At 62.4% G+C, this 16,434-nt stretch carries 18 protein-coding genes; 10 read left to right on the top strand and 8 right to left on the bottom strand.

The genetic code is table 11. The features are described from left to right. The 4 genes from FHU29_RS19140 to FHU29_RS19155 all read left to right on the top strand — a co-directional run. On the top strand, nt 1-655 hold a 655-nt coding region (locus FHU29_RS19140; protein WP_183377622.1), incomplete at its 5' end, for a zinc-binding dehydrogenase. Between the two features lie 57 nt (nt 656-712). Next, on the top strand, nt 713-2,008 hold the full coding sequence (locus FHU29_RS19145; protein WP_064438522.1) for a sigma-54-dependent transcriptional regulator family protein: 1,296 nt from the start codon (nt 713-715) through the stop codon (nt 2,006-2,008). Nucleotides 2,009-2,086: 78 nt separating this feature from the next. Continuing rightward, nucleotides 2,087-3,610 carry an aldehyde dehydrogenase gene (gene adh, locus FHU29_RS19150; protein ID WP_064438521.1) on the top strand — a complete coding sequence of 508 codons (1,524 nt, stop codon included), beginning with the start codon at nt 2,087-2,089 and terminating at the stop codon, nt 3,608-3,610. Beyond that, complete coding sequence (locus FHU29_RS19155) at nt 3,610-4,092, top strand: DUF779 domain-containing protein (RefSeq protein ID WP_064438520.1); 483 nt, start codon at nt 3,610-3,612, stop codon at nt 4,090-4,092. The genes adh and FHU29_RS19155 overlap by 1 nt, the downstream gene beginning before the upstream one ends. A gap of 73 nt (nt 4,093-4,165) precedes the next feature. On the opposite strand, the gene FHU29_RS19160 is transcribed toward FHU29_RS19155, so the two are convergent. After that, nucleotides 4,166-4,783: a class I SAM-dependent methyltransferase gene (locus tag FHU29_RS19160; RefSeq protein WP_064438519.1), complete on the bottom strand. Its 618-nt coding sequence runs from the start codon at nt 4,781-4,783 to the stop codon at nt 4,166-4,168. A 110-nt stretch (nt 4,784-4,893) separates the two neighbouring features. Here FHU29_RS19160 and FHU29_RS19165 point away from each other — a divergent pair, with 110 nt between their 5' ends. The 6 genes from FHU29_RS19165 (at nt 4,894) to FHU29_RS19190 (ending at nt 9,960) form a co-directional block, all read left to right on the top strand. Continuing rightward, the gene (locus tag FHU29_RS19165) at nt 4,894-5,655 is read left to right on the top strand and encodes a 3-hydroxyacyl-CoA dehydrogenase (RefSeq protein WP_064438518.1); all 762 of its coding nucleotides are present in this window, start codon (nt 4,894-4,896) and stop codon (nt 5,653-5,655) included. Further along, nucleotides 5,652-6,269, top strand: coding sequence for a TetR/AcrR family transcriptional regulator (locus tag FHU29_RS19170; RefSeq protein ID WP_064438517.1), 618 nt, complete (start codon nt 5,652-5,654; stop codon nt 6,267-6,269). The genes FHU29_RS19165 and FHU29_RS19170 overlap by 4 nt, the downstream gene beginning before the upstream one ends. Nucleotide 6,270: 1 nt before the next feature. Next, nucleotides 6,271-7,011, top strand: a complete 741-nt coding sequence (locus FHU29_RS19175) for an SDR family NAD(P)-dependent oxidoreductase (protein WP_221195236.1) — start codon at nt 6,271-6,273, stop codon at nt 7,009-7,011. 25 nt (nt 7,012-7,036) lie between these two features. Further along, nucleotides 7,037-8,239, top strand: coding sequence for an acyl-CoA dehydrogenase family protein (locus FHU29_RS19180; RefSeq protein WP_064438515.1), 1,203 nt, complete (start codon nt 7,037-7,039; stop codon nt 8,237-8,239). Next, on the top strand, nt 8,236-9,243 hold the full coding sequence (locus FHU29_RS19185; protein ID WP_064438514.1) for a phosphotransferase family protein: 1,008 nt from the start codon (nt 8,236-8,238) through the stop codon (nt 9,241-9,243). Before FHU29_RS19180 ends, FHU29_RS19185 begins: the two co-directional genes overlap by 4 nt. 102 nt (nt 9,244-9,345) lie before the next feature. Further along, nucleotides 9,346-9,960: a TetR/AcrR family transcriptional regulator gene (locus FHU29_RS19190; protein ID WP_064438513.1), complete on the top strand. Its 615-nt coding sequence runs from the start codon at nt 9,346-9,348 to the stop codon at nt 9,958-9,960. Here the strand turns inward: FHU29_RS19190 and FHU29_RS19195 are convergent. The 7 genes from FHU29_RS19195 to FHU29_RS19225 all read right to left on the bottom strand — a co-directional run bounded on the left by FHU29_RS19195 (nt 9,923) and on the right by FHU29_RS19225 (nt 16,424). Further along, the gene (locus tag FHU29_RS19195) at nt 9,923-10,393 is read right to left on the bottom strand and encodes a pyridoxamine 5'-phosphate oxidase family protein (protein ID WP_064438512.1); all 471 of its coding nucleotides are present in this window, start codon (nt 10,391-10,393) and stop codon (nt 9,923-9,925) included. The genes FHU29_RS19190 and FHU29_RS19195 overlap by 38 nt on opposite strands. Nucleotides 10,394-10,436: 43 nt before the next feature. Next, nucleotides 10,437-10,778 carry a 2-oxo-4-hydroxy-4-carboxy-5-ureidoimidazoline decarboxylase gene (locus FHU29_RS19200; protein ID WP_064438511.1) on the bottom strand — a complete coding sequence of 114 codons (342 nt, stop codon included), beginning with the start codon at nt 10,776-10,778 and terminating at the stop codon, nt 10,437-10,439. Between the two features lie 112 nt (nt 10,779-10,890). Continuing rightward, nucleotides 10,891-12,177 carry a helix-turn-helix domain-containing protein gene (locus tag FHU29_RS19205; protein ID WP_064438510.1) on the bottom strand — a complete coding sequence of 429 codons (1,287 nt, stop codon included), beginning with the start codon at nt 12,175-12,177 and terminating at the stop codon, nt 10,891-10,893. A gap of 21 nt (nt 12,178-12,198) precedes the next feature. Further along, nucleotides 12,199-13,296 carry an acetoin dehydrogenase dihydrolipoyllysine-residue acetyltransferase subunit gene (locus FHU29_RS19210; protein WP_064438509.1) on the bottom strand — a complete coding sequence of 366 codons (1,098 nt, stop codon included), beginning with the start codon at nt 13,294-13,296 and terminating at the stop codon, nt 12,199-12,201. Continuing rightward, nucleotides 13,297-14,313 (bottom strand): alpha-ketoacid dehydrogenase subunit beta, encoded by a 1,017-nt coding sequence (locus tag FHU29_RS19215; RefSeq protein WP_064438508.1) that lies wholly within the window; start codon nt 14,311-14,313, stop codon nt 13,297-13,299. A 12-nt stretch (nt 14,314-14,325) separates the two neighbouring features. Continuing rightward, nucleotides 14,326-15,342: a thiamine pyrophosphate-dependent dehydrogenase E1 component subunit alpha gene (locus FHU29_RS19220; protein WP_064438507.1), complete on the bottom strand. Its 1,017-nt coding sequence runs from the start codon at nt 15,340-15,342 to the stop codon at nt 14,326-14,328. Next, nucleotides 15,342-16,424 carry an ATP-NAD kinase family protein gene (locus FHU29_RS19225; protein ID WP_064438506.1) on the bottom strand — a complete coding sequence of 361 codons (1,083 nt, stop codon included), beginning with the start codon at nt 16,422-16,424 and terminating at the stop codon, nt 15,342-15,344. The genes FHU29_RS19220 and FHU29_RS19225 overlap by 1 nt, the downstream gene beginning before the upstream one ends. Nucleotides 16,425-16,434: the final 10 nt, after the last annotated feature.

Genomic DNA, 16,434 nt, shown 5'->3' on the forward strand with positions numbered 1-16,434 from the left:
CGTGGTTCCACAAAACATGCTGCACAAGCTGCCTGACTCGGTGTCGCTGCAACTCGGCGCTCTCGTCGAGCCGATGTCTGTCGCGTACCACGCTGCGAAGCTCGGAAATGTGCGGGCCGGGGACACCGCCGTGGTGATGGGGGCCGGGCCGATCGGTATCGGTGTGTGGTTCGCGCTGAAGGGACTCGGACTCGACGACGTGTATGTGGTGGAACCATCCCCGGTGCGGCGCGCGTCGATCGAAAACCTGGGCGCGAAAACCCTCGATCCGACGTCGGTGAATGTCGCGGAGTTCATCGGCGACCACACTGGTGGCAGCGGCGTCGACGCCGCCTATGACGCCGCGGGTGTTCAGCCCGCAGTCGAAACGGCGCTGCAATGCATCGGCGCCCACAAACCTCTGGTGAGCGTTGCCATCTACGAAAAGCCGCTGGAAACGCCGTTGCTCAACCTGGTGATGAACGAATCGCGCATTCAGGGCTCACTCTGCTACACCGGCGACGACTACCGTGCGGTCATCGACCTCATGGCGAACGGGCATTACGACACGACCGGCTGGGTCACCACCATCCCCATCGAGCAGGTAGTCGATGAGGGATTCCATGCGCTGCATGCGGGCAAGAAGATGAAAGTGCTCATTGACCCATCTCTGTGAGGTCTCTCTCCGAGAGTGACGTGGGTTACTCTCGGTAGGGAGGAGGCACAGACATCAATGACCCAACCGCGGCCCACCGGTAACCCGTGGCTGGCGCTGCCACCGGGCGAGGACATCACACGGCTCGCCCGGGACCTGTCTGCGGCGTGGCAGTCGTTCCTTGCCACGCCGAATGGCGCAGCGCCCGCGTCGGTGCGCAAGGTTGTGCGCGAGTCCTGGTTGCGCGCGAAGGAGCGCGGTATCTCCCCGGAAACCGTCGACCAGACCGGGTTTCTTGTCGAGGAGGAACTCAAGGGCTACCGATCTGCGCATCCGATGGCGCTGATCCGCCCAGTGGTTCGCAAGCTCCTCGTCGAAGATGCCGCGGACAGCGAGCTGCTCGTCGCGATGACGGACGAAGCGGGCCGTTTGCTCTGGGTTGAGGGTGACCATCTCGCACGCGACCGTGCCGTCGGAATGAGCTTTGTGGAAGGCGCGGACTGGAGCGAAGAACGTGTCGGAACGAACGCGCCCGGCACAGCGCTCGCACTCGATCATTCGGTGCAGATCTTCGGTACGGAGCACTTCAATCGTTCCGTGCATGAGTGGAGCTGTTCAGCCGCGCCCGTGCATGATCCACTATCAGGCCGGATCATCGGCGCGATCGACATCACAGGCGGTCCCCGCGTCGCCGCGCCGGAAGTGCTGCAGCTCGTGAAAGCAACCGTGATGGCGGCGGAAACCGAATTGCGGCTGCATCTGCTTCGGTCGCCGCATGCCTTGACGGAGGCGGTGCCGCGGCTCGAAACGCTAGGGGCGGTCCGGCCCGTGCTGCACTTGGGTGCTGACCACAACAGGTTGTCGCAGCGGCATGCGGAGATTCTGTTGCTGCTTGCTGAGCATCCCGAAGGTCTCACGTCGCAGCGCCTCGCGGTCCTTCTTGACGAAGAGGAACTGGACGACGTCACTGTGCGCGCCGAGCTTTCCCGGCTCCGCAAGGTTATCGGGGCAGAGCGGCTCGGTTCGCGTCCGTACCGGCTGCTCACCGAGCTTCGCACCGATGTCGCCGAAGTGCGCTCAGCTTTGGACCGCGGTGACGTCCGCGCCGCTTTGCGTGCCTATCCGGGGCCTGTCTTGCCGGAGTCTTTTGCGCCGGGCGTCGTCGACCTGCGCGAGGAACTGCAAGTACGGATCCAGGCTGCGCTGCTGCGAGCGGGTGATACTGAGTTGCTAGCCCGATGGACATCGTCCGTGCACGGGCGAGAAGACATCGTTGCCCTCACCGCGTATCTCAGCTCTCTCGATCCGGCGGCTCCGCTGTTCTGCCAGGTCAAAGCGCGCGTCGACCGGCTCAATCGGGAGTACAGCCGCTAACTCGCGATCATGCAACTGTGTTGCAACGTTAGTGCGCCTAGTGTCGTGGATCACAACCCACAAGCACTGGAGGAGTTCATGACCGAGTATTCCCGTCCCGGTTCACCTGACGCGCTGATGTCGTACCCGTCGCGGTATGACAACTGGATCGGTGGCGAATGGGTAGCGCCCGCGAAGGGCGAGTACTTCGAGAACGTCACCCCAGTGACCGGCCAGCCATTCATCGAAATTGCACGTTCCACCGCTGAGGATATTGAGAAGGCTCTCGACGCGGCGCACGCGGCCGCGCCCAAATGGGGCAAGACGCCCGTTGCTGTCCGCGCCAACATCCTCAACAAGATCGCTGACCGCATCGAGGAGAACCTCGAATCCATCGCACTCGCGGAGGCGTGGGACAACGGCAAGCCCATCCGCGAAACACTCAACGCAGACATTCCGCTCGCGATCGACCATTTCCGCTACTTTGCCGGTGCGATTCGCGCTCAGGAAGGCTCGCTGTCGGAACTGAACGATGACACCGTTGCCTACCACTTCCACGAGCCACTCGGGGTGGTCGGACAAATCATTCCGTGGAACTTCCCCATTCTCATGGCTGTCTGGAAGCTGGCTCCCGCGCTCGCTGCTGGCAACGCCATCGTCCTGAAGCCTGCGGAGCAAACCCCAGCTTCGATCATGTACCTGATCTCAATTATCGGTGACCTGCTGCCGCCCGGTGTCCTCAACATCGTCAACGGTTTCGGTGTGGAAGCCGGGAAGCCGCTGGCATCGAGCAACCGGATCCGGAAGATCGCCTTCACCGGTGAGACCACCACCGGTCGTCTGATCATGCAGTACGCGTCGGAGAACCTGATCCCCGTGACGCTGGAACTCGGCGGAAAAAGCCCGAATATCTTCTTCTCGGATGTTCTCGCCCAGAACGACAGCTACCAGGACAAGGCGCTCGAAGGCTTCACCATGTTCGCGCTGAACCAGGGTGAAGTGTGCACCTGCCCGTCACGTGCGCTGATCCAGGAAGACATCTACGACGAGTTTCTCGAGCTCGCCGCGATACGCACCAAGGCAGTACGCCAGGGCAACCCTCTCGACACTGACACGATGATCGGTGCCCAGGCATCCAACGATCAGCTCGAGAAGATCCTCTCGTACATCGAGATCGGCAAGAGTGAAGGCGCACATGTTGTCACCGGCGGTGAGCGTGCGGACCTCGGTGGCGATCTGTCCGGTGGCTACTACGTGCAGCCGACGATCTTCACCGGCAACAACAAGATGCGCATCTTCCAGGAAGAGATCTTCGGGCCGGTTGTTTCGGTGACATCTTTCAAGGACTTTGATGATGCGATCCGCATCGCGAATGACACGCTGTACGGCCTGGGAGCTGGTGTGTGGTCACGGACCGGTGACACCGCATACCGCGCGGGCCGAGAGATCCAGGCGGGGCGGGTGTGGACGAACACCTACCACCAGTACCCAGCTCACGCTGCGTTCGGTGGATACAAGCAGTCGGGTATCGGTCGTGAGAACCACCGGATGATGCTCGATCACTACCAGCAGACCAAGAATCTGCTGGTGAGCTACGCACCAGGCGCACAAGGCTTCTTCTGATGCACCGTGTGGTGATGACCGTGGCGGCTCGCGATCTGCTTAAGCAGCTCGCTGGCCGCCACGGCCCGTTGATGCTCCATCAATCTGGCGGCTGTTGTGATGGCTCAGCACCGATGTGCTACCCACTGGGCGACTTCATCGTTGGCGAGCGCGACGTCCTCCTCGGCGTGCTTGAACTCGGCGACGGAAGTGTTCCGGTCTGGATATCGGGCTCCCAGTTCGAAACCTGGAAGCACACCCAGCTCGTGCTTGACGTGGTGCCGGGCCGGGGGTCGGGATTCAGTCTGGAGTCGCCCGAAGGCGTGCGATTCCTGAGCAGGGGACGCGCGTTCGAGGCGGACGAGTTGTCGGCGCTCGCTGCGGAACAGGTGATTGATGGCGCTGGCTGGAAAACCGGCGTGCGGCCGGAGCCAGCGGAGGCCGGGCAGGTAGTTGTCGATGTCGCCGACGCTTGTCCGGCCCCTGGGCTGCGTGATTTGTAGCACGTGTGCTCGGATCGTGAAGGATCTTCCCTCTCACGGAGGGTAAGTCCTTCACGATCTGGCGGTAGTCGGGTCAGCGCGCCACGGCGGTTCCCAAGGAGAGCGCACCCATCGCTTTCGGTGCACCATTCTCGTAGAACTGGTCGAGTTCGTCGACGCTGAACCCAGCTTCCTGCACCAGACTGACTATCTGACGGTTGAGATTGCATCCACCGAAGAGGCGCTGCTGCATGGGGTTCAGCCGGTGCTGCCACCGCTGCACGTTCTCGTCCGGGGCGAGTCCATGTTCCACGAAGTGCAGCCGCCCGCCGGGTTTCAGCACCCGGCGCACTTCTTTGAGCGCGGTCACCGGGTCGGGAATGGTGCACAGCGTCCACGTCGTCAATGCCGAATCGAAGCTGTCATCGTCGAGTGGGAGCGACTGGCCGTCCAGTCCGGAGCGTCTGATTGGTACCGGTGAGCTTTGCACCCGCTTCTGGGCCAGCTTCCACGCAACGTCTGCCGGTTCGATCGCGGCGACACTGTTGACCGACGCTGGGTAAAACGGAATGTTAAGTCCTGACCCGAACCCGATTTCGACGACATCGCCGGCAAGGCCAGCACAGACCCGACGGCGCTGCGGATCGCCCATTTTCATTCCGCAGGCGAAGTTGATTATCCGTGGCACGACATGGTCGCCGTAGAACCCCATCGCTGACTCCTTAGAGAAGTGCTTTAGGGACAGCTTAGCCGTCTAGTCTTTCTAACTTAGCGATCGTTAGATAACGTGAGTATGTCTAGCCAACCTAAAGGAGCAGTCATATGGAACCCAGCAGCACTGTCGCACTCGTAACTGGCGGAGCGTCCGGCCTCGGTTTGGCAACTGTGCGCGAACTCCACAGCAAGGGGGCCAAAGTTGTCATCGTCGACTTGCCCTCATCCGACGGCGCGACGATCGCGAAGGAACTGGGTGACGGCGCAGTTTTCGCAGCGGCCGACGTGACCAGTGAAACGGAGGTGGCCGCAGCAATCAGTGAAGCGGATACGCTGGGCGATCTGCGGGTGGTCGTGAACTGCGCGGGAATCGGTAACGCCATCAAAACCGTGGGGAAGTCGGGTGCCTTTCCGCTGGCCGACTTCACGAAGGTGCTTAATGTCAACCTGGTCGGAACGTTCAACGTAATTCGGCTGACTGCTGAGCGAATGGCCAAATCCGAGCCGATTGGGGAAGAGCGCGGCGTCATCATCAACACCGCGTCAGTCGCGGCGTTCGACGGTCAGGTGGGCCAGGCCGCTTACTCTGCCTCCAAAGGTGGCATCGTAGGTATGACACTGCCGATCGCTCGCGATCTTGCCAGCCTAAAGATCCGCGTCGTCACGATCGCCCCTGGGCTGTTCCACACACCCCTGTTCGCCTCACTCCCCGAAGAAGCGATCAACTCCCTTGGTGCTCAGGTTCCGCACCCATCGCGTCTGGGAGACCCGGTCGAGTACGGCGCACTCGCGCGTCACATTGTGGAGAATCCGATGCTCAACGGCGAGACCATTCGCCTTGATGGCGCTATCCGCATGGCTCCCCGTTGACAACGAAACAGGAACGGGACTGGCGAACCTACGCGCCACTCGAACTGAGCCCGATCCTGGCAGCTGCTGCCGACGCGTTCTACGAGCACGGTTTCCATGGAACGACGGTTCGCGACCTGGCTCGCCGCGTCGGTCTGACAGTGCCCTCCATCTACTACCACCACGAAAGCAAGGAAGGCGTCTTTGTGGCCTTGCTTGAACTCGCCACAGGCGAAGTGGCGTGGCGAGTCCGGGCAGCGTCTGATGCGGGCGGCGCGGACGTGCGGCAGCAGTTCATCAACGTGGTGGAAACTGTTGTGCTCCACATGGCGCACCGCACCCGCCTGGCCGCACTCGATCAGGAACTGCGGCACCTGTCGCCGGACAACCGGAAACGGTACGCGGCCCGGCGGAAGGAAGTCGAGAACCTGGTGACGAAGATCGTCGAAAAGGGCGTTCTCGAAAAGGTATTCACCACCGGCCTGGCCGCGGAAACTGCGAGGGCAATCCTCGGTATGTGTCAGTCAATTGGTCGCTGGTACAACCCCGATGGCCCGCTGAGCCCGACAGAACTGGCAGAACAGTATGTCGAAATCGCGCTGATGACCGTCGGCGCTCGCGAAAAAGGTGTCTGAATTGACTCAACGAACGGCGCTTATTACGGGCGCTTCACGCGGCATAGGAGCCGCGATCGCGCAGAAACTCGCGGAAGAAGGCTACAGACTTACGCTTTCGGCCCGGCGGGAGCCGGGCCTACGCGACACCGCCGAGCGCCTGCGCGACCAGACGGGAGCTGAAATCCATACCGTCGCCGCGAACATGGCTGTCGAGGACGATGTTCGCGCTCTGCTGGCCTCGCATGCGGCACAGTTCGGCCAACTTGATGTGCTTGTACTGAATGCTGGCGTCGGAACGCTAGGTTTAGTGGCGGACCTGCCGACGAAAATGTTTGACCTTGCGATCAACGTGAATTTGCGGGCACAGTTCATCCTCATTCAGGAGGCACTGCCGCTACTGCGAAAAACCGCGGCGAGCGCACCCGATCGCGGCGCGAAGATCATCGCGCTCGCGTCGATCACCGGCGTCGCCTCCGAGGCTCAGCTCAGCGCCTACGGTGCAAGCAAAGCGGCGCTGATATCCCTCTGCGAAACGGTGACTCTGGAGGAGTCGGTAAACGGTGTGACGGCCAGCGCCATATCGCCGGGATACGTGGATACCGATATGGCCCAGTGGAAGCATGATGCAGTCGCGCCGTCGGAGATGCTCGCCGCAAATGATGTCGCGGAACTAGCTGCCGCGATTTCGCGCTTGTCCGTCAACGCTGTCGTCCCCAACATCGTCGTCTCTCGCCGCGGTGCACAGATCTGGCGCGCGTGACCATGCCGCTATTCAAGGAACCGAAATGACTCTGAACCTGAATCACAGCCCTGAAGTGAACGAACTCGTCCAGCGAACGGATACGTTCATCCGTGACGTGGTGATCAAGGCTGAAGAGGCCACGAAAAGCGTCCTGAACGGCGCAAAGGGAGAAGCGGTGCGCTTCGAACTTCAGCAGGCAGCCAAGGATGCGGGCGTCTTCGCCCCCCACGTGGGTGTTGAGTATGGCGGGAAGGGCCTCGATATGTGTGCCCGCGCACCAGTTTTCGAGGCGGCTGGATACTCGCTGCTCGGCCCGCTCGCGCTGAACATCGCCGCACCCGACGAGGGCAACATGCACATGCTCGAACGTATCGCCAGTGAGGAGCAGCAGGAAAAATACCTGAAGCCGCTGGCAGCCGGTGAGATCCGTTCGTGTTTCGCGATGACAGAGCCCGCGCCTGGTGCGGGGTCTGACCCTGGTGCGTTGCGCACCACTGCCGAGAAGGTGGCTGGCGGCTGGCGCATCAACGGTCGCAAGTGGTTCATTACCGGCGCTGACGGTGCGGCGTACGCGATCTGCATGGCCCGCACCTCGGGGGAGCCTGGCGGCCGCGGTGGCGCGACGATGTTTCTTGTTGACGCTGACAATCCCGGCATGTCGATCACCAGGCACATTGAGACCCTGGATGAGACGCTCTACGGTGGGCATTGCGAGATTGATTTCAGCAACTGCGAGGTCCCTGATAGCGCCGTGCTTGGCGAGGTGGATCGGGGTTTCGAGTACGCCCAGGTGCGGCTCGGTCCGGCCCGGATGACCCATTGCATGCGGTGGCTCGGAATTGCTAAGCGCGCACAGGATATCGCGCTCAGTCGCGTCAACGAGCGGCAAGTCTTTGGGTCCCGACTCGCGGATCTGGGCATGGCGCAAAAGATGATCGCGGACAACGAAATTGATATTGCCGCCGCGCGAGCGCTGATTCTGCATGCGTGCTGGGAACTCGACCAGGAGATAGCCGGAACGAGTTCCGTGTCGATAGCGAAAACTTTTGTGGCCGAGGCGGTATGGCGGGTTGTCGACAACAGCCTGCAGTTGTGTGGCTCGCTCGGAGTGTCCGGCGACATCCTGCTGTCACGCTTCCTGCGCGAAGTCCGTCCCTTCCGCATTTACGACGGCCCCTCAGAGACGCACCGCTGGGCGATCGCGAAGCGTGCTGCGAAGGCGGCCAGGCAAGGCGGTGAGTCATGACTGATCCTGTAGGTCTGCACGTTGACTCGTTGCGCCGCTACCTGCGTGCCGCCATCCCCGATGCACCTGAGGTTGATAGCGCGGAGTTGCTCTCCGGCGGCCGTTCAAACCTGACGTATGCGCTCACCGCTGGTGATCAGCGGTGGGTGCTCCGGCGACCACCTCTCGGGGGCCTCACACCCTCCGCGCATGACATGAGCCGAGAATATCGAGTGGTCGAGGCCTTGCAAGACAGCGGCGTCCCTGTCGCGCGCACAATTGTGCTCTGTGAGGACAGCAGTGTTATCGGTGTCCCGTTTGCGGTCGCTTCCTTTGTGGAAGGCACCGTGATCCGAAGCGAATCGGATTTGAAGACTCTGTCCGACATCGATATTCAGGCCGTTTCGGATGCGTTGATGGGAACCCTCGCGACGTTGCACGCTGTGCCATACGAGCGGGTAGGGCTCGGTGAGTTCGGCCGTCCCGAGGGCTACCTGGGACGACAGGTGCGGCGCTGGCGCGACCAGTGGCAGCGGGTCGCGACGCGGGAACTCAATGACATCGAGACCCTGCACACCAAGCTGGCAGATCGGGTGCCGCGCGAGTCGGGCGCATCAATCGTGCACGGTGACTTCCGGATCGACAACGCGATTCTCGGTGACCCCGGTGACATACGCGCGGTCGTCGATTGGGAAATGGCCACTCTCGGTGACCCGCTCGCCGACCTTGGGCTTGCCCTCGTTTATCGCGACACCGCGTTCGCACATGTGCTCGCTGATGCAGCGGCATCCACAAGTGCCCGAATGCCCTCTGCTGATGCGCAGGCTCAGCGTTACGCGCAGGTGTCCGGCCGGGACCTCAGTAACCTCGACTTCTACCTTGCGCTGGGATACTTCAAGATCGCGGTGATCGCGGAAGGTATCCACGCGCGGTATGTCGCGGGGCAAACCGTCGGAGACGGGTACGAACGAGTCGGTGGGGCAGTGGCTGAACTCGCCGCGGCTGGGCTGAGAGTGCTGAGCTAGCCGCACAGGCTGTTCTGCATCGGTACCGCGAATTGAGATTTAGCGTTCTGCTAAATCGGACTCGTCAGGGTTTGTGTCACACTCACTGCGCATAATGTCGGGATGTTCCGGGAAGAGTGCAACACGGGCGCGGCGTTCGATCAGGACAAGACGGCTGCGCTCATCGAAGATGCGGCGATTACTGTCGTTCAGCAGAGCGGAGTTTTCTGCGGCTTGAGTATCAAGAACGTTGCTGACACAGCGGGAGTGAATAGGGGTCTGGTTTACCACTATTTCGGGTCCCGTCGACGGCTCATCGTCGAGTCGCTGAGCCGTTACGTCGACAAGAACCTGATCGATCAGTTGCCCCCGGTATCGTCGGCAGCGTGTTTGACCAGGAGAATGCTGCAAGTCGCGTGTGAACAATACGAGGCTTTCCGGGCACTTGCGATGTTGGTCACCGATGGTGAGCGGACGGCGTTGCTGACCCCAGCAAATGCCATCCGGCAAGGTTTCGAGCGTGATCAGGAACGGGGGGTCCTGAGGTCGGATGTGAATGCTGCAGCACTCTATTCCGTGATTATCGCACTCACGGTGGGATACGCATTATTGCGCCGCCAGCTTGCCGGACGTTTCGACGTTCCAGTTCTGGAGCTCGACGACGAGGTCCGCCGACTCGCGACGGGGATGGTTGAAGGTTTCACATTTTCCGGAAGTCCCAGCTTCGGATTGCGTTAGGCCGCAAGCGAAGCCACCCATGGCGGCCGTCGTGAGGCATCGCGTCCATCCCGAAGTACTTCCTCGCGAAGAGTGACTCCGGTTGCGCAAGTTCAGGGACGTCGGAACCCTTACGGGGGGCTTCACCGACCACCTCGACGTCGCCGACAACCTCCACGCCCCGCAACTCGGTGTAGTCATGACCGTCGTCCACGACAACAGCGATGCGGGGGTCTCGCTGCATATCTGCCCAGCGCAAACTTCGGGTGAGCGAATACAGCCACAGGCATTCGCCGTCCCACACAAACCAGAGTGGTGTCACGTGCGGCCCCGACTTACTGACCGTCGCAACCCGGCAGGTGCGCTCAGCGGCGAGGTACGCATCGAGTTCGGGCTTGCTCATCGCGATCCGGCGGCCGCGTTTCTGGGATTCCAGGGGTTGCTCCGAGGTCATGAGCTGTAGCCTACTGCTGCATGCTCCACCAAGGAGGCCGGAGTCACGTACCGAAAAGCCATTCCATTCTGTGCATAGCGAGTGTGCGCAGTTCGTGAGACTGCGCCGCTGGGCTCTGCGGCCCAGTGCCTGCGACTGAGCCATCTGCGCGCCCCGTCATACTGGCGACGCGTTCACTGATCTGAGGATGCTTCGCGAGGGCGGCCGCGACCTCGTCTGGCGTCCAGCACATGGATGCACGTTCAGCGAATTCAAGCAGCCGGTCAACCGAGGGGAAAGGCCGCCGCGCGACAATCGTGTCAACCCAGCGCGGAATGGAGGCGCACCTGCTGATCATTGCCGCCGCTCGTTCGGCGCTCAGCGCGTTGAAATGCGCGATCGTCATACGTCACCGCCTTGCCTAGGAACTGAAATGCCGCTTCGTGAGCGGCTGCTCCAAGGCTAGGAAGCGTGACATCGCCTGCGGTGACGCCGGTGTAACGGCTCTGTGAAAGCTGTCAAAGGCCAGTAGGGATGCGTGCCTGGACGACCGCGGGCGCCGTCGACCCTGGCAGCAGGTGCGACGGATCGGTGGGCACCTGCACCGCGACGATCGCATTGGGGTCGAACCGGTAGGGCTGCCCCAGCACAACCGCGCCGAGGTGGCGTCGCAGACGCAAGAGTTCCGCGCGTACAGTCACCGCTCGGCTGGCATCGCCGAAGAGGTGTTCGGCGAGCTGTCGCGCCGTACAGCCATCGCGGTGGGTCGCGAGGACGAACAAGATTTCAGCGTGTCGCGGCGTGAGAGTGGTGGTCCAGTTGCCGCATGGGCCTGCGACGGTGAGCTGCGGCTGGCTGCCGCGGAGATCCACCTCAACTGCGGTGGGTGCGGTGGGTGTGGCCGCGTCGCGGACCGGCCTGACGAGCCAGCCGCCGGGGATCGGTTCGCAGACGCACAATCCCAGCGCTGGCAGCCACGCCTGACCGGCTTCCATCTGGTCAGGAAGCGCTAGACGGTTCTGTGGCGCGATACCTTCGACCGCCGCGACCCACCCGTGTGCATCGATCGCCAGTGCCGGGCCGCCCGACTTTGCGAGGACCGGCGAGGCAACCGTTCGGAGCCGGTCGAGCGACTTGCGATGCACTTCCCGGAGTTGTGACTCGGTGAGTTTCGCGACCGCATCGACGAGCGCGATCGTTGTCGGATGCACGGTCCGGGCGGGCCCACTCACGTCGATGGCGCCGAGCACCCGTCCGTCACGAGGGTCACGAACGGGCGCGCCCGCGCAGGTCCACGCATGATGGGTGCGCACGTAATGTTCGGCAGAGAAAATTTGCACTGACCGCCGCGACACGAGGGCCGTGCCGATCGCGTTTGTCCCGACCGTCGTTTCTGACCAATTGGCGCCAAGGATAAAGCCGAGCCGGTCTGCGTGAGCGAGCACTGGGGTCGGTCCAGCGCGCCACAACACCCTGCCGGAACGATCCGCCACCACGAGGATGTTCTCCGTGTCAGCCGTGATGCTCTCGAGTGCGTGAGAAATCCCGTCGTACACCTCGGCGAGGCCAGAACTGTGCCGAAGATCCTCGAGCTCATCGCCAGCTACCGGACGGACTGTGACGCCGAAGTCAGGGTTGATGCCGCTGCGCTGCAGACGGCGCCACGAGTCAGCGATGATGTCGCGCGGTCGCGCCGGCGGTCGCGCGCCCGTCATGATCGCGTCGTAGACGTTCGACAGCAACTGAGCGTAGCGGCGAGGATCTTCCCCCGCCGCCACTGCTGGTTCAGGCATCGTTTGGGTCATCACCCTTCATTGTGCCTCAGATCACACGCTTGTAGCGTCCCGAATGGCCGCGACGACGTGCTGAGGTGACTCCATGTGAGCCATATGTCCGACACCATCGAGCACCTTCACATCGTTGAGGCTCGACGCGTTAGATACGGGCACGATCCTGTCGTCCGCGCCCCACACCACGCCAGCTTTGCCGGTGTAGCGGCCGAAGTCGCTTCTGACGTCGAGCCCCTCGCTGGTCAGGGTTGCTGACAGCTGCCGCAGCGCCTCGTCGACCCCGTCGAGGCGCTTGTACTTCAGCAGGTCATCGATGAGCTGCCGGGTGACGAGGCCAGGATCGGCGAAGAGCTGCTGTAGATGTGGCTTCAGTTCGCGTCGCGTTTCAGCTGTCGCGAAACCGTTGATGTACGACGAGTTGATCTCTGGACCGAACCCGGCTGGCGAGATCAGTGTCAGCGACACGACCCTCTCTGGGCTGTGTCCTGCAGCCATGACAGCTACCGCGCCACCCATCGAATGTGCGACGAGATGCGCTTTGCTGACACCGATTTCGTCGAGGAAACCGAGCACAGTGCGCGCCAAGGTTCCGAGGGAACCGTCTCCCACGTCTTTCGACGAAGCGCCATGTCCGGGCAGGTCCAAAGCGTAGGTAACCCGATTCGTGGCAACGGGCTCCTGGACAAAAAGCCACGAGTTCTTGTCGCCGCCGTACCCGTGAATGAAGACGATCGGTGTTTCGTCGCCCTCGCCGAGCGAGGCGTACGAGATCTGCCTCCCGTCGACTTTGACGGTCGCGATCTTCGGGCCAGACTCGTCCTCGACGGCACCGGAAGCGAGTTGTTCCCGTGCTTGAGCGACCACGGCGCTGATGTCGTCGTCGGAAACCTCAGGTGGTGCGACGACAGCGATGGTGCCGCCAACCGGGACGTCCTCGTTGACATCCACGACCAGTGCCCGGACGGTGCCGTCCCAGGTGGATTCGAGTTCACCGGCGATCTTGTCGGTGTCGATTTCGCAGATCGGGTCTCCCTCGGCGATTGTGTCGCCGGGTTTAACCAGCCATTCGGTGATCTTGCCGGACTCCATCGACAGCCCCCATTTCGGCATGGTGACGCGCTGGATGTCGCTCATTTACTTGCTCCAATCAGCGACGGACTTCGCCGCGTTCACGATGTCTTGCGCGGACGGAATGTAGGCGTCTTCGAGCGACTCGGCGAACGGCACCGGCGTGTGCGGTGGACTCACCATCCTGATTGGTGCTTTGAGGTCCGCGAAAGCCTCCTGCACGACCTGCGCGGAGATGTCGGTCGCGATGTTGCAGCGCGGGCTGGCTTCGTCGACGACGACGAGACGGCCGGTGTTCTCGACGGATTCGAGGATCGTGTCGAGATCGAGCGGACTCACGGTGCGCGGATCGATTACCTCGGCACTGATGCCCGAGCCTTCGAGTTCCATCGCGGCTTCCAGCGCGAAGTTCACCATGCGGCCAAGCGCGACGATGGTGACGTTGTCACCTTCACGGGCGACGTTCGCTTCCCCGAACGGGATGGTGTATGACTCCTCGGGCACCTCGCCTGTCGCGTCGTACATAGCTTTGTGTTCGAGGAAGATCACCGGGTCGTTGTCTCGAATCGACTGGATGAGCAGACCCTTCGCCTCGTAGGGACTCGAAGGCAGAACGACCTTCAGCCCCGGAAGGTGCGTGAAGATCGGGTAGAGCGCCTGTGAGTGCTGCGCCGCGGCGCGAAGTCCCGCGCCGTACATGGCGCGGATCGTGACAGGTGTGACGGCTTTGCCGCCGAACATGTACCGGAACTTCGCTGCCTGGTTCATGATCTGATCCAGGCAGACACCCGCAAAGTCGATGAACATCAGCTCAGCGACCGGGCGCATACCGCGAGTGGCTGCCCCCACCGCCGCTCCGATGAAGGCGGACTCCGTGATGGGAGTGTCGAGCACCCGCCCTGGGAACCTTTCGTAGAGCCCCTTGGTGACGCCGAGAACACCTCCCCACGCATCATCTTCGCCGGGTGCGCCCGCCCCGCCCGCGTTGTCCTCACCCATGACAATGACGGACTCGTCCCGTTCCATTTCCTGCCGCAGCGCTTCGTTGATCGCCTCGCGGTAGCTGAGCTTGCGTGTAGCCATTGGTTCTTCCTCTCAGTACTTCACGTAGACGTCGGTCAGCACGTCTTCGGCGGTCGGGACGGGGGCAGCCTTTGCTTCGTCGACAGATTCGTCGATCAGTTGCGCGATCTCGGCGTCAGCCTGGTCCAGTTGAGCGTTGGTCAGCCGCCCGGATTCTGTGACGCGGCGCCGGAAGCGTGTGAGGCAGTCCAGGTTTGCCTTTGCGTTGGCTACCTCGTCGCGGGCCCGGTAGGTCTGCTGATCGCCTTCGAAGTGCCCGTAGTACCTGGTGAACTTCACTTCGATCAGTGTGGGGCCACCCCCTTCGCGGGCCCTGGCGATTGCTTCACCGGCCGCTTCATAGACTGCGAAGAAGTCGAAACCGTCGACGATGACGCCCGGCATGCCGAACCCAGCGGCCCGGTCGGCGATGTTGTCCGCCGATACGGACCAGGTCGAACTCGTCGCCTCCGCATATCCGTTGTTCTCCGCGACAAAGATCGCCGGAAGGTTCCATACCGATGCGAGGTTCATCGCTTCAAGCGTTGTGCCCTGGTTTGATGCACCGTCGCCGAAGAACGCAACGCCCACACCGCCGTCACCTGTGAGTTTTGCTGCGAGGGCAGTCCCGCAGATCAGCGGCGGTCCGCCACCGACGATGCCGTTCGCTCCGAGCATGCCTTTCGACAAATCGGCGATGTGCATCGAACCGCCTTTGCCCCGGCATGATCCAGTTTTCTTACCGAAGATCTCGGCCATCATGGGCTTGACGTCGACGCCCTTGGCGATGCAGTGGCCGTGGCCGCGGTGGGTTGAGGCGATGGTGTCGCGACCCGGTGCGAGGTGGGCGCACACTCCAGTGGCGGAGGCTTCTTCGCCTGCGTAGAGGTGCACGAAACCCGGGATGTCACCCGAGGCGAATTCGTCGTGCACCCGGTCCTCGAATGCGCGGATGGTGCGCATCGTGCGGTAGGCGTCGAGTAGTTGGGATTCGCTGAGCCCAGTTGCATCTGGTGCATCTGAGCCCAGCGAAGACAGTGTTTGCGTCATCAGGACCTCCCTGCTGTAGCCATTTTTTGAGGAGCCACATGTGGCTGGCTGGGGTGAGCAAGTGTTGCGGGAACATCGATCACGTACGGTCCGTCGTGCTTCAGCGTGACGGTGACATGATCGTTGGGCCCGAACTCGATTTCGCGCTCGCCATCGAGCGCGATGGTGCCCCGCAAAGAATTGGTTTGCGTGGCGACGATATTGGGGACATTCGGTAAGAGTGGGTACGCGCGACCGACGCCGACAGGCTCGAGCAGGCCCGGGGCGATGGGTGCAAGTACACGGACGCCATCTGGATCCAGGGCCACGCCCACACCGTCGGGGGCTGTCCTGCTTGTCGGTAGTACCTGGCCCGCGATCGACGAGAGTCCGATGGCGTGCGGTTCGGCAAACGTGCAGTACAGCTCGCGCAGTGTGTCCGGCTTCCACAGCGCTCGGGACCCGATGTCGCTGAGCGAGTTGACGCAGACGTCGACGAGCGCGAGTTCGCGGATTGTGGTGCCATCTGAGCGTGTGACGGCGACGTGCAGAAGTTTGCTGCGGCGGGCTGGCGCAGGTGCACGGCCGGTGGCGACAAGGCCTGCGGCCATGCCCGCTACGGTCGCCTCGATCATGATGGGGAACGCGTTGTTGGTGCCTGTGCTGAGCGCGAGCATCGGTGTATCGCCTAGTGCGGGGGCAGCGGCGCGCATTGTCCCGTCGCCACCGAGCAGCACCACTGCTGCCGCGCATTCCGCGGCGATCCGTTCGGTGTAGCGCGTTGTGTCGGAGGCAGTTTCGGTCGCATTTTCCAGGGTGAGGAACTCGACTTCGGGCCAGCGAACATGTTGGGTTCGAGCGGCGTTCTTGAGCCGCTCCATCTCTCTCAGCACTCCGGCGGCGATGCCGAACTTGTCGGTCGACATCAGCACTCGCTCGACTCCGAGGGCGCCCGCGGCACGAATGATGCGCAGAACCATCGAAGCTTTCTCGGTGTTGGGAAAAACGGATGCCTGCGCGATGAGGCGACGAATGTCTCGGCCTGACATCGGATTGGGAATGATGCCAATCGCACTGCCGGGGACGACGTGCTGCGGGTGCATGCTCACGCTT

The organism is Hoyosella altamirensis (assembly GCF_014191505.1).
Taxonomy (GTDB): domain Bacteria; phylum Actinomycetota; class Actinomycetes; order Mycobacteriales; family Mycobacteriaceae; genus Hoyosella; species Hoyosella altamirensis.